Source organism: Phormidesmis sp. 146-12 (genome assembly GCF_052939495.1).
This window is the reverse complement of record NZ_JBJPHS010000155.1, coordinates 1-11,547: the sequence shown is the minus strand read 5'-3', so window position 1 is coordinate 11,547 and position 11,547 is coordinate 1. Positions and strand designations below refer to the sequence as shown.

13 protein-coding genes are annotated in these 11,547 nt (G+C 49.8%); 10 read left to right on the top strand and 3 right to left on the bottom strand.

The window, feature by feature from the left end:
* The 4 genes from ACKFKF_RS32155 to ACKFKF_RS32140 all read left to right on the top strand — a co-directional run.
* The coding region (locus ACKFKF_RS32155; RefSeq protein ID WP_446871477.1) for a Kelch repeat-containing protein at positions 1 to 791 on the top strand (791 nt) is incomplete at its 5' end.
* A 259-nt stretch (positions 792 to 1,050) separates the two neighbouring features.
* On the top strand, positions 1,051 to 1,617 hold the full coding sequence (locus ACKFKF_RS32150) for a TetR/AcrR family transcriptional regulator (protein WP_446871476.1): 567 nt from the start codon (positions 1,051 to 1,053) through the stop codon (positions 1,615 to 1,617).
* A 101-nt stretch (positions 1,618 to 1,718) separates the two neighbouring features.
* On the top strand, positions 1,719 to 2,630 hold the full coding sequence (locus tag ACKFKF_RS32145) for an SDR family oxidoreductase (RefSeq protein WP_446871475.1): 912 nt from the start codon (positions 1,719 to 1,721) through the stop codon (positions 2,628 to 2,630).
* A 49-nt stretch (positions 2,631 to 2,679) separates the two neighbouring features.
* Complete coding sequence (locus ACKFKF_RS32140; protein WP_446871474.1) at positions 2,680 to 3,981, top strand: MFS transporter; 1,302 nt, start codon at positions 2,680 to 2,682, stop codon at positions 3,979 to 3,981.
* Between the two features lie 37 nt (positions 3,982 to 4,018).
* Here the strand turns inward: ACKFKF_RS32140 and ACKFKF_RS32135 are convergent, their stop codons facing one another.
* Positions 4,019 to 4,936, bottom strand: a complete 918-nt coding sequence (locus ACKFKF_RS32135) for an AraC family transcriptional regulator N-terminal domain-containing protein (protein ID WP_446871472.1) — start codon at positions 4,934 to 4,936, stop codon at positions 4,019 to 4,021.
* A gap of 269 nt (positions 4,937 to 5,205) precedes the next feature.
* Here ACKFKF_RS32135 and ACKFKF_RS32130 point away from each other — a divergent pair, with 269 nt between their 5' ends.
* From ACKFKF_RS32130 to ACKFKF_RS32105, 6 genes are all read left to right on the top strand, one after another.
* Positions 5,206 to 6,114, top strand: a complete 909-nt coding sequence (locus ACKFKF_RS32130) for an NmrA family NAD(P)-binding protein (RefSeq protein ID WP_446871470.1) — start codon at positions 5,206 to 5,208, stop codon at positions 6,112 to 6,114.
* A gap of 116 nt (positions 6,115 to 6,230) precedes the next feature.
* On the top strand, positions 6,231 to 6,872 hold the full coding sequence (locus ACKFKF_RS32125) for a nuclear transport factor 2 family protein (protein WP_446871468.1): 642 nt from the start codon (positions 6,231 to 6,233) through the stop codon (positions 6,870 to 6,872).
* A 59-nt stretch (positions 6,873 to 6,931) separates the two neighbouring features.
* The gene (locus ACKFKF_RS32120) at positions 6,932 to 7,696 is read left to right on the top strand and encodes an SDR family NAD(P)-dependent oxidoreductase (RefSeq protein WP_446871466.1); all 765 of its coding nucleotides are present in this window, start codon (positions 6,932 to 6,934) and stop codon (positions 7,694 to 7,696) included.
* Between the two features lie 33 nt (positions 7,697 to 7,729).
* A complete protein-coding gene (locus ACKFKF_RS32115) occupies positions 7,730 to 8,464 on the top strand; it encodes an SDR family oxidoreductase (protein WP_446871464.1) in 735 nt (244 codons plus the stop codon).
* Between the two features lie 35 nt (positions 8,465 to 8,499).
* Complete coding sequence (locus ACKFKF_RS32110) at positions 8,500 to 9,510, top strand: aldo/keto reductase (protein ID WP_446871462.1); 1,011 nt, start codon at positions 8,500 to 8,502, stop codon at positions 9,508 to 9,510.
* A 180-nt stretch (positions 9,511 to 9,690) separates the two neighbouring features.
* Positions 9,691 to 9,891, top strand: coding sequence for a hypothetical protein (locus ACKFKF_RS32105; protein WP_446871460.1), 201 nt, complete (start codon positions 9,691 to 9,693; stop codon positions 9,889 to 9,891).
* Between the two features lie 341 nt (positions 9,892 to 10,232).
* Here ACKFKF_RS32105 and ACKFKF_RS32100 read toward each other — a convergent pair.
* A protein-coding gene (locus ACKFKF_RS32100) for an IS5 family transposase (RefSeq protein ID WP_446871458.1) occupies positions 10,233 to 11,059 on the bottom strand; the annotation gives its coding sequence in 2 pieces (ribosomal slippage) (positions 10,233 to 10,672 and positions 10,672 to 11,059; 828 coding nt in all).
* Between the two features lie 58 nt (positions 11,060 to 11,117).
* A partial coding sequence (locus ACKFKF_RS32095) for a hypothetical protein (RefSeq protein WP_446871456.1) occupies positions 11,118 to 11,547 on the bottom strand: 430 nt, incomplete at its 5' end.

Below are 11,547 nucleotides of genomic sequence, written 5' to 3'. Positions count from 1 at the left end.
CATGGACAGCCTTGAGACCGATACCTGAAGCCCGCCATCACATTACACTGTCGGCTGTCAATGGCTTGCTCTATGGTATTGGCGGTTTCACAGGCGGATTTCCAGACTGGCGGGCGCAGCCGACAATGTTCATCTACAATCCTGCCTCTAATACTTGGACTGGAGGGACTGACCTGCCAGCGGCTCGTGCCGAGGGCGTATCCGCAGTGGTCGATGACAAGATATACCTGATTGGTGGGCGCGTTCAAGCGACTGAGGATGCTCGGCTGTTCATTGACCACATTGATAGTGTGCGAAACGAAGTATTTGATCCCACAACTAGGCGTTGGTCAGCCCGTGCCAATGCACCCACAGCGCGAAACAGTGCAGCATCGGCTGTCATTGATGGAAAGATCTATGTGGTTGGGGGGCGCAATTTTACCAAGAATGCTGATGGTACTGCTCGCCAAGTCAATGTGCCAAATCTTGAGGTCTATGATCCCAAACTCGATCGTTGGGAAACGCGATCGCCGATGCCTCAAGCCCAAGGAGGTCTGGCTGCAACCGCACTCAACGGCAAGCTTTACGTGTTTGGCGGCGAACAGTGGGTTCCAGAGCAGAAGGTTTTCGCCGAAAGTTGGGTATATGACCCGCAAACCGACGTGTGGGAGGCATTGCCGCCCTTGCCAACGCCACGACATGGATTGGGAGCATCGGCAATTGGCAACCGAATCTTTGTGTTTGGTGGTGGAACCCAAACAGGCGGAAATGCAGCAACAGTGACCCACGAGGTACTGGTATTGCCCACCTAGAGTGCTATGCACTAAGAAGTTTATAGATGAAGTTTAAGGATAAGACAATGGCACAAGACACAACAGAAATCGCGACTTTTTTTGGGTGCCACAGTTCTCATTTAATGAGTGCACCTCAGTCTTTCAAGACTCATTTTGAGACAGGTTTTCAAAACCATTCGTTTCAAAGGTGTTGAGATCTAAGCATTTGTGCTTATTGCAAAACTGAGATGCACCTTACATAATTGACTGTGTAGTCACTCATGAATGTGATTTGAGGATGGTCAGACCCAAAAGCGAAGATAAGCGAAATGCAATTATGGAGGCGGCAATCCGCATGATTGTCTCACAGGGATTGAGTGCGCCAACGGCGTTAATCGCTAAAGAGGCGGGTATTGCAAATGGTTCACTATTCACTTACTTCGAGACCAAGGCTGATTTGTTCAACCAACTTTATCTCGAACTAAAAACCGAAATGACTGCCGCCGCCATGAAAGACCTTCCGGAGAGTAGCGATCTCCGCAAACAGGTTCTTCATGCTTGGTCAAACTGGATCGACTGGGCTGTGTCTAATCCCCACAAGCGGCTTGCCTTGAGGCAACTGAATGTTTCAGATGGCATTACACCTGCGACGCGCAATGCAGCAGACAAGGTTGCCGTTGACTTTAACGATTTAATCAAACGCATCCGCGCCCACGGCTCTTTGCGAACAGCGCCGATGAGCTTTGTTGGCGCACTTCTACACGGGTTAGCTGAAGCGACAAGCGTCACGATGATCAATGACCCTGACAACGCAAAAAAACACTGCCAAACTGGCTTCGAGACATTTTGGCGTGCGATTAGTTAATTTTTTTGGCTTATAAATAATTGGCTAGACAGTCATTAATAAGCCGAAGATAGCGGACACACGATTGAATTCCAAATTCAACTCTTTAAGAGGCAAAACTTATGGCTAACTGGACAACTGCAAATATTCCTTCTCAAAAAAGCTGTTCGGCTGTTGTTACCGGCACTGGGGGACTCGGATTCGAGGATGCCCTGGCATTAGCACGGGCTGGAGGTGATGTTATCATTGCGGGTCGCAATTCTCAAAAAGGCGCAGCGGCAGTCGCAAAAATTCGTAACGAAGTGCCATCAGCGAGAGTTCGTTTTGAACAAATTGATCTCGCCAATCTTAAGTCCGTAAAGGACTTTGCCGAACGACTCCGCAGCCAGCAGGACAGTCTTGACCTGCTGATTAACAATGCGGGTGTAATGATGCCTCCGAAGCGAATGGAAACCACTGATGGCTTTGAGCTGCAATTCGGTGTCAACTATCTGGGTCATTTTGCCCTAACGGCGCAACTGATGCCGATGCTGTGCAAGGGGAAAAATGCGCGCGTTGTCACGCTATCAAGCATTGCTGCGCGGAACGGCACTATCAATTTCGATGATTTGCAGGCAAAACACAATTACAAACCGATGGCTGTATATAGCCAATCGAAGCTCGCCTGTCTGATGTTTGCCTTTGAATTACAACGGCGCAGCGAAGCTGGTCAATGGGGCGTAGCCAGCTTTGCAGCACATCCGGGTATCGCGCGCACGGATCTTATATATAACTCGCCTGGCGGGTGGGATGCCCGCGTTATTTGGCGAACTCTTTTATGGTTCCTTTTCCAACCGGTGCCGCAGGGCGCACTCCCAACGCTTTTTGCGGCGACCTCACCCGATGCGAAATCTGGTGCTTATTATGGCCCAAATAAGCTGAACGAAATGCGCGGTTTTCCGGCTTTGTCAAAGGTGCCTCCGCAGGCTACAGACACCGATGCGGCTGCGCGACTTTGGGATGTATCTGAAAAACTGACCAAGATCAACTTTTGAAAATTGACCAAAATCAACTTTGGGTATCCAAGCCAGGTAGGTAATTAACATGACAGAAAATACTGCACCACCAAATTCCCAATTGGAAGAGACCGACATTGAATATGTGCAAGGATGGCGACAAGCTGCCCTGCTTCTTACGCTTTTCCTTACCAATGCAATCGCTCAGATCGACAGAATTTTGCCGTTTATTCTGTTCGAGTCGATCAAAGCGGATCTTTCGCTGACTGATACCCAAGTCGGCTTAATCGTTGGAATCCCCTTCGCAGTCTGCTTTACACTCTTCTTATTGCCGCTTGCCCGTGCTTCGGATCGCGGCTCGCCCCGTTTTGTCCTCATTTCCTGTATTTTGCTTTGCAGCGCGATGACAGCGCTTGGCGGTTTGTCCGCGAGTTTGGTATTTTTGGTTCTGACGCGGTTTGGTGTCGCGTCTGGTGTGGCTGGCTGCACTCCCTCAGGACATAAGCTGATTGCGCGCAAAATCTACCCAGAACGTCGCGGTCTGGCGCTAGGTATTTTCTCTATGGGCATTCCGCTCGGTGCTATGGTCGGGTTCGCTGTTGGCGGCGCGATCGGCGATACGTTAGGCTGGCGTGTCGCCCTATTTGGTGCCGGAGCCATTGGAGGGCTGGTTGCCCTGTTAGCGATGTTCTTTGTAGAACCGACCCCGCCGCTTAAGTCCATGGCAGCCAATGTCGAACCATTTTTGCAATCGAGCCTGGAGTTGCTTTCGTCTCCGGCATTCCGTTGGCTATTCATCACTGCTATCGGCATCGGTTTTGCCACAGCCCCTTTCTACATCTTTTGCGCACCTTTCCTTATTCGTACCCATGGCTACACCGCCAGCGAAGTCGGACTGGTGATTGGGCTTTTGCAGGGACTGATGGGGATCGTCGGATCGCTCTTGGGCGGACGCGGATTAGACCGCGCGATTCGCTCTGGGACAAAGGGATTGCTTCTGCTTCCTGCCATTCTCTTCCTGATCATCGCTGTGGTGACAACGGCGGCGTTGTTCGTGCCGATCGGATGGATGTCCGTTCTCTTGTTGGTGCCAGGTATGTTTACCTTCGCATTTATCCTGCCATGGATTTTTGGCACTGCACACCTTGTAGCGGGTAAGGGTAAGGAGGCGATGGCATCCAGTCTTGGCATGATTGGTTCTGCTCTTCTGGGGCCAGCTCTCGGGCCGCTGTTGGTTGGCATGATTAGCGACGCGGCTACATCGGCGCAGATGCCAAATGGGCTTGCACTTGGGCTGCTAATTTGTCCGATCGCATGTTTCCTGTCCGGGATCACATGTCTGATTGCAAACCAGCGCATCGCCGTATGGCTTAGATCTGTCAGAATTTAGACTAAACAATCATCAGAGCCTCATCCGATCGCAATGTTTAGGTTGTCCGTAAACGTTCAACATCCCGAATAGGAGGCGCACCAAACATGCGGGCATATTCGCGGCTGAACTGTGAAGTACTCTCATACCCGACTTGATAAGCAGCTTGAGCTGCATCAGCGTTTTTAGCAAGCATTATCTGGCGCGCAGCTAAGAGTCGCAATTGTTTTTGATATTGCAGCGGACTCATCGAGGTGACTGTTTTGAAGTGGCGGTGGAACGAGGAAACGGACATATTCACCTGCTCAGCAAGATCCTCAACCCGCAACGGCTTCGTAAGCTCTGCTTTGATGTGGTTGATCACCTCAGCAATGCGCTGCATATTGCTGCCAGCAGTGGCAATTTGGCGAACTGCTTCGCCCTGTTCACCCATCAGAAGACGGTAATAGATTTCGCGAATGATCATCGGTGCCAGAAATGAAATATCTTGCGGTGTGTCTAAAAGTTTGGCCAGCCTCAGAGCGCAGTCAATCAAAGATGGTTCAGCATTGCTAACGAACCAGCCTTTCACGGTTTCTTTTTGACTAATGCATGGCTGGGTATGAGCAATGATCTCACAAAATTGGGCTGGGTCTAGCTTCAGCTTAAATCCGAGATAAGGTTGAGTGGGAGTCGCCTGGGTCACGCAGGCAGTCACTGGCAAATCCACCGACAAAACCAGATATTGAGCGACACCATACTGAAAGATTTCTTCGTTCAGCCACAATTCTTTTTGTCCCTGTATCACAATCGCAAGAAGCGGTTCGCTGACACCGGGCATGACTGCGACAGGATTACATTCTCGCGTGAACTCTAAGGGAGCGATCGCAGTTGCATGGACACCGTTTCCCTGGCTATCAGTATGCCGATCGACCAATGCCGCCAGTTCTTCATATTTGTCGATCGCGCTCTTGTGGCTGAGTGTATCAATCGTCATGCTGTTCTAACTTAAACTCTGCTGCTGCGCTCATTATAAGGACAATTCTCCGTTACCAATGCCTTACTTGAGAGGATTAGGCAATTATCTGCCAGGTTTGTATATTCACGTCAAAGCTTTTCAAGCCTAGGATAAATTCATGCCGTAAGAGAAGACCAGCAATTAAACGTTAGATCGTTGGACTTGTCAAAAGTAGAACCTGCCGTTGAACTGCGCCGTTAGGTGTATTCGGTTATCAAAATTGGTTTCGACATTTCAGGAGGAAATTTATGTTTGTAGTGTTTGGTGCGACCGGACAAACGGGTTCTGTGGTTGCCGATACGTTGCTTGAAAAGAAACTGCCGGTGCGCGTTGTGTTGCGCTTTGCGCTAATCGCAACTGCGAAGCACCCGAACAAAACCGCTAACGCTTGGCAGGCGAAAGGCGCGGACGTTGCTTTCGCTGATGTCATTGACGCAGATGCAATAACCAAGGCGTTAGACGGCGCGATTGCTGTTTATGCAATGAATCCGCCTGCTTATCAGGCTGCCGATATGTTCACCTTAGCCAAAAACATTGGTGCAGCATATGTTGAAGCGATCGCGCAATCCAGTGTGCAAAAAGTTGTCTTGCTTTCTTCGGTCGGTTCGCAGCACGCTACTGGGACGGGCAACATCATGACAACTTACCTTTTGGAAAATATCTTCGACGATTTGACGATTCCCGTCACGTTTCTGCGGGCGGCGGGATTCATGGAAAACTGGAACGGCATGACTGCGATTGCCGCCGAAAAAGGCATTTTGCCGAGTTTTTATAGTCCGCTAGACCGTAAACTCCCGATGGTTTCCGCTACCGACATCGGACGCGCTGCCGCTGAAGCGTTGACCGAAGACTGGACGGGCAAACGCATCATTGAACTGTATGGTGCGGCAGATTATTCGCCAAATGATGTCGCCGCCGCTTTTGCTGCTGCGCTCAAGCGCGCCGTGCAAGCCGTTGCCCTCCCCGAAAGTGAGTGGCAGGCGACAATTGCCAGTTTCGGGTTTTCGCCTGAAGCCGTCAACAGTTACAGCGAGATGATGCGCGGTTTTAATTCCGGTCATATCGTTTTTGAGAACAACGGAACTGAAACTCGCAAAGGACAAATGACAATCGAAGATTTTGCTGCCAAAACTGCAAAAGCGCAAAACCTGATTTAGAATTTCGCGCACAAAGACTCAATGAAAAATGTCTTACCAAAGCGATAACGAACAATTCAATGGACATGAGAGCGAAACAGCTACTTTGTTATAGAAACTTCAGGAGGTTAAAGAAGATGCATCATTTGGGTCAGGTTTTGATAGGTGCGGGGTTGATTGGGCTGCTAGCGGCTCCGGCGATGACGCAAGCTCGCACGGATGAGGCAGGTTTTCAGTCGAATGTGACTGCGTTTGAGCCAAGTCATGACTCGACCGCATTGAATAAGCCGCCTGCCCTCGATCAGTTTCCAGCACTCGTAGATTTGGCCCAGGCAACTCAGTCCAATCAAGCAGACGCACAGGAGATTCAGGTAATCGAACAGCGCAACAAGGAAATCGTCCGGCAGTACTTCGACGGTTGGCGAAACGGAACTGGCAACTTCTTTGACCTACTCGCTCCAGAAGCAACCTGGACGATTACGGGCACTGGCGCAACTGCGGGTACCTATCGCAAGCAAGCGTTACTTGATCAAGTCATTAATCCAACCAGTGCCCGTTTATCGACCCCAATCGTGCCAACCGTACGCGGCATCTGGGCAGATGGCGATATGGTCATTGTCCTGTGGGATGGAGCAGCGACCGCTGGGGACAGCAGACCTTATCGGAACACCTACACCTGGTATTTCAAAATGCAGGATGGCAAAGCGATCGAAGCGATTGCCTTTCTGGACATGCAAGAGTTCAACGACTTGTGGACAAGAGTTTCACCGAGAAACTAGTGCTGGTCGCCATATCGCTTAGCTAGAGCGACTTCCGCAACTTTAACAAGGAGAAAACCATGACAAACAACACAAAGATCGCATTGGTCACAGGAGCGAGCCGAGGACTGGGCAAAAATACGGCTTTGGCACTTGCTAAAAAAGGCGTTGATGTGATCGTGACCTATCGCAGCAGCGAGGTAGAAGCAAGTCGCGTTGTCTCTGCGATCGCAGAAATCGGTGGTAAAGCCGCTGCCCTGCAACTGGATACTTCCAGCACGAAAACCTTTGATGAATTTGTGTCATATGTCAAACAAACACTTCAAGATCAATGGCAGACCGAGCAGTTTGATTTTCTGGTGAACAATGCGGGAATTGGAATCTATAAGCCGTTTGCCGAAACCACTGAAGACGATTTTGATCGTTTGATGAACATCCAATTCAAGGGCGTTTTCTTCCTCACCCAAAAGCTGCTGCCACTGCTTAAGGACGGCGGACGGATTGTGAATCTTTCGTCGGGTCTGGCTCGCTTTACGCTGCCGGGCTACTCAGCTTATGCCAGCATGAAAGGCGCGATCGAGGTCTTGACTCGATATATGGCAAAAGAACTAGGACACCGACAGATTGCTGTCAATGTTGTGGCTCCGGGCGCGATCGAAACAGATTTTGCAGGCGGTGCAGTGCGGGACAATCCAGAGATTAACAACTTCCTCGCTTCGCAAACGGCTCTGGGTCGTGTGGGTCTTCCGGATGATATCGGCGGGGCGATTGCAGCATTATTATCCGAAGACAATCGCTGGGTGAATGCCCAGAGAATTGAAGTCTCTGGTGGTCAGTCTATTTAATTTCAATCCACCTCAACAGTCAGGAGAACCATCATGTTGAATGTAGAAAACAAAGTCGTTGCTATCACCGGAGCTAGTAGCGGTATTGGTGAAGCAACTGCTAGATTGCTGGCTCGTCAGGGTTTACGGGTTGTGTTAGGGGCGCGGCGCACCGATCGACTAGAAGCAATCGCTGCCGAAATTCGCTCTGAAGGTGGCAAAGCAGAATACCGTACCCTTGATGTCACCAACCTCGAAGACATGCAAGCCTTTGTCGAGTTTGCCCAAGCTAAATTTGGTCGCCTTGATGTTGTGGTGAACAATGCAGGCTTGATGCCACTCTCCAAGCTAGAGGTACTAAAGGTCGATGAATGGAACCACATGATTGATGTGAACATTCGCGGTGTGCTTCATGGCATTGCTGCTGCGCTACCTCTCTTTAAGCAGCAACGATCAGGGCAGTTTGTCAATCTCTCCTCGATCGGCGGGCACAACGTCTATCCAACCGCAGCCGTGTACTGCGCCACTAAGTTTGCAGTTTGGGCGATTTCCGAGGGACTGCGGCAAGAATCGACAGACATCCGGGTGACGGTAATTTCGCCTGGAGTGACGGAAACTGAACTTGCCAGCACGATCACGGATGCTGAAGCAGCGGAATGGGTGGAGGGATTTCGTGAGGCAATGATTCCAGCAGATGCGATCGCGCGTGCGATTGCCTTTGCGATCGAGCAACCCGCAGAGGTGGATGTGAATGAAATCATTGTTCGACCGATTGGACAAATGAGCTAAATCTCGGAAGTCGAAAGAACACAGGAGAAGTAATCATGCAGATGCGAAAGCTAGGCAATCAAGGACTAATGGTTTCAGAGATGGGGTTGGGCTGTATGGGTATGTCTGAGTTCTATGGCAGCACTGATGATCAAGAATCAATCGCTACCATTCATCATGCGATTGATCTAGGCATTAACTTCCTTGACACCGCAGATATGTATGGTCCATTCACGAATGAGCAGCTCGTTGGCAAGGCAATCCGCGAAAGCTCCGCTGCACGTGAACGTGTTCGTCGTGATCAAGTGATTGTTGCGACCAAGTTTGGTAATGTTCGCACATCGGATGGGCAATTTCTAGGCGTGAGTGGTAAACCTGACTATGTGCGCTCTGCTTGTGATGCCTCTTTGCAACGCTTGGGAATTGACACCATTGATCTCTACTATCAACATCGGGTTGATCCGACTACACCGATCGAAGAAACAATTGGAGCAATGGCAGAACTAGTACAGCAAGGTAAGGTTCGCTATCTTGGTCTGTCAGAAGCAGCGCCAGCTACAATTCGACGCGCGCAAGCAGTTCATCCGATCAGCGCATTGCAAACAGAATACTCGCTATGGAGCCGCGATCCAGAGGATGAGATTCTTCCCACAGTGCGCGAATTGGGGATCGGCTTTGTTGCCTACAGTCCGCTAGGGCGCGGCTTCCTCTCTGGTGCAATTACCAAACCAGAAGATTTAGATCCAACCGATTATCGCAGCCAATCTCCCCGCTTTCAGGGTGAAAATTTTTACAAGAATCTGCAATTGGTCGAGCAAGTGAAGGCGATCGCAGCTGAAAAAAGCGTCACGCCTAGTCAGCTTGCTCTGGCTTGGCTCTTAGCTCAGGGTCAAGATATTGTACCGATCCCAGGAACGAAACGTCGCAAATACTTAGGAGAGAATGCAGCCGGAGCAGACATTACTCTTACACCAGAAGACCTACAGCGCATCGAAGTCGTTGCACCAAAAGGGATTGCTGTTGGAGAACGTTATGCACCTCGACATATGAGCAGTGTGAATCAGTAAACGTATTCAGAAATGAACAATCGTCTTTCTCACAGATGTAGTCGCTGGTCTCGCCACTACCGAGATCTTCCGCCGCCGAGGATCGGTCTGGACTGCTATTAGTGCAAAGATTTTGCGCCTCGGATTACTGAACGGGAACCCTTCGGCGGAGCTTCCGATTATGAATCCTTCTCTAAGGTTGTGAGTGCTGTCAATCAGTGGATCGAAAGTACAACGATACAGATGATCAATGTTGAGACCTTTGTTTTACGCGATCGCATCGAAGGCACAAGTGATGGGGTCTACGGAGTGACGACCAGCAATGGTTTCTACCCAGTGATGATCAGTCAAGGCATTACAATCAACTGCTTTCAATGTGTGCGCGTCTGGTACAGAGAATAAGCTTCATCGGAAATAGTAGGAGTGAACTTTAGACTTGCGTTTTCGGGTTCTCGTCAAACTAAGCGAATCTCAAATGAAACGATTTACCTTGTTTACTTTCTTGTATCTCGCGCTGGGAGTTTGTCTGACCGCGAACACTGCGTAAAGCGAAGCTACCGCGCTTGGATATCCGAATCTGCCTTCGAGTCTTCAAACCAGCTTGTTCATCAATGCGGGAGCATCCTACCTCGTTTGTTTCCTCAGTACCTTCCCATTTTGGCGTGAGTCATCGATCCGTATCTATCGCAGCCGCAATTCAGCGGTCATCCTACCCTGGTTAGTGATTAGACCTCCTGCACGAATCAAATGGGATGGGCAAGTTCATAGTTGAGCAAGCCTGCAATCAGATTGAAGCGTAGTCCAAATCGCTTCCGACGGTTACGATAGCGCTCCGACAAAATCCGAAACACCTTCAACTTACGATTGGTATGCTCGACTACAATTCGCACTTGGGCGATTTGCTGGTTGTAGTGCTGGTCTGCCTTCGACAACCGCTGATGTCGCGACTTTTTCACAGGGGTACAAGTATCGGCATGCAAATTCGTCATCCCCTGATAACCACTATCGGCGACCCACAATTGCTCAAGTTGGGTCGGCAGTTTGGAGTCCTTGAAGAGGCGGAAGTCATGGTTTCGTCCTTGACCAAAGGCAGTGCAGACGATCATCCTCGTTAGATAGTCCACCACTACTTGCGCTTTCAGTGTGTGCCACCGTTGCTTGCCGCTGTAAAATAATCGCTGGTTTTTTTGGGGCGTTCAATCGGGCACTCTGTCACATCCACCAGCAGCACACTGCCCTTAGAACTCGGCTGATACAGGTGCTTTTTACCCAGCAAGCTGAACTCACCCGACTGGATCAGAATCGTCTCAATCTTGCGAACCATCCGACCCACCGTCGTTTCGTCAATGCCCCAACTCTGCCCAATGTGAAGCTGAGTTCGGTATTCTCGCCAATATTCCATCGCAATCAGCAGTTGGTCTTCGACCTTGAACTTGCCTTGTCCGCCCCGTTTGCCGCTACGGGTCAACTTCGGTTTCAGCACCTCAACCATCTTTTCAAAGGTGTCTCGTCGCACTCCGCATTTACGTTTGAACGATTTGGGTCGCAGATGTTGAATCCGGTCGTACATCAGATTTGTCTCCCACAAACAGGGTTTGGCTCTCTATTTTAGCCGTTCAGATTAGACTTCAGCATTCACGCAGGAGGTCTAGTAAACTTTTAAGGGTTGGCTTGGCTAATTCAACCACCTCGCCTTCTGACTGTAACAATCCAACTGAATTTGCACCAATGTTAATCACTTCCCACGGAACTCCGTCCCAGTGCAAGACAGTTCCAATGCTAAAATTCAGCATCGATTGCTTTTCCGTTTGCACCACCTCGAATTCGCCCTGCATTCGATGAAACGCTTGAGCCGTGTCTTGATCTAGAAAGACTCGAACTTGTTCAGGCTCGGATAGACGTGCAGCAGCCAAATCAACATACACCTGCTCAGTTGCAATCAGGTGATAGAGATGATCTGGACTCACCGTTGATTCTACGGCTAATAGTTCTGATACACAAAATCGGCGTTGCTGAACAAAGGGATGAATCAAGTGAGTACGGGTATTGACCAATACT

Excerpts from the sequence above, each read along its gene's own strand:
- ACKFKF_RS32150 (WP_446871476.1), top strand. The coding sequence starts at position 1,051 with ATGGTCAGACCCAAAAGCGAAGATAAGCGAAATGCAATTATGGAGGCG.
- ACKFKF_RS32145 (WP_446871475.1), top strand. The coding sequence starts at position 1,719 with ATGGCTAACTGGACAACTGCAAATATTCCTTCTCAAAAAAGCTGTTCG.
- ACKFKF_RS32140 (WP_446871474.1), top strand. The coding sequence starts at position 2,680 with ATGACAGAAAATACTGCACCACCAAATTCCCAATTGGAAGAGACCGAC.
- ACKFKF_RS32135 (WP_446871472.1), bottom strand. The coding sequence starts at position 4,936 with ATGACGATTGATACACTCAGCCACAAGAGCGCGATCGACAAATATGAA.
- ACKFKF_RS32130 (WP_446871470.1), top strand. The coding sequence starts at position 5,206 with ATGTTTGTAGTGTTTGGTGCGACCGGACAAACGGGTTCTGTGGTTGCC.
- ACKFKF_RS32125 (WP_446871468.1), top strand. The coding sequence starts at position 6,231 with ATGCATCATTTGGGTCAGGTTTTGATAGGTGCGGGGTTGATTGGGCTG.
- ACKFKF_RS32120 (WP_446871466.1), top strand. The coding sequence starts at position 6,932 with ATGACAAACAACACAAAGATCGCATTGGTCACAGGAGCGAGCCGAGGA.
- ACKFKF_RS32115 (WP_446871464.1), top strand. The coding sequence starts at position 7,730 with ATGTTGAATGTAGAAAACAAAGTCGTTGCTATCACCGGAGCTAGTAGC.
- ACKFKF_RS32110 (WP_446871462.1), top strand. The coding sequence starts at position 8,500 with ATGCAGATGCGAAAGCTAGGCAATCAAGGACTAATGGTTTCAGAGATG.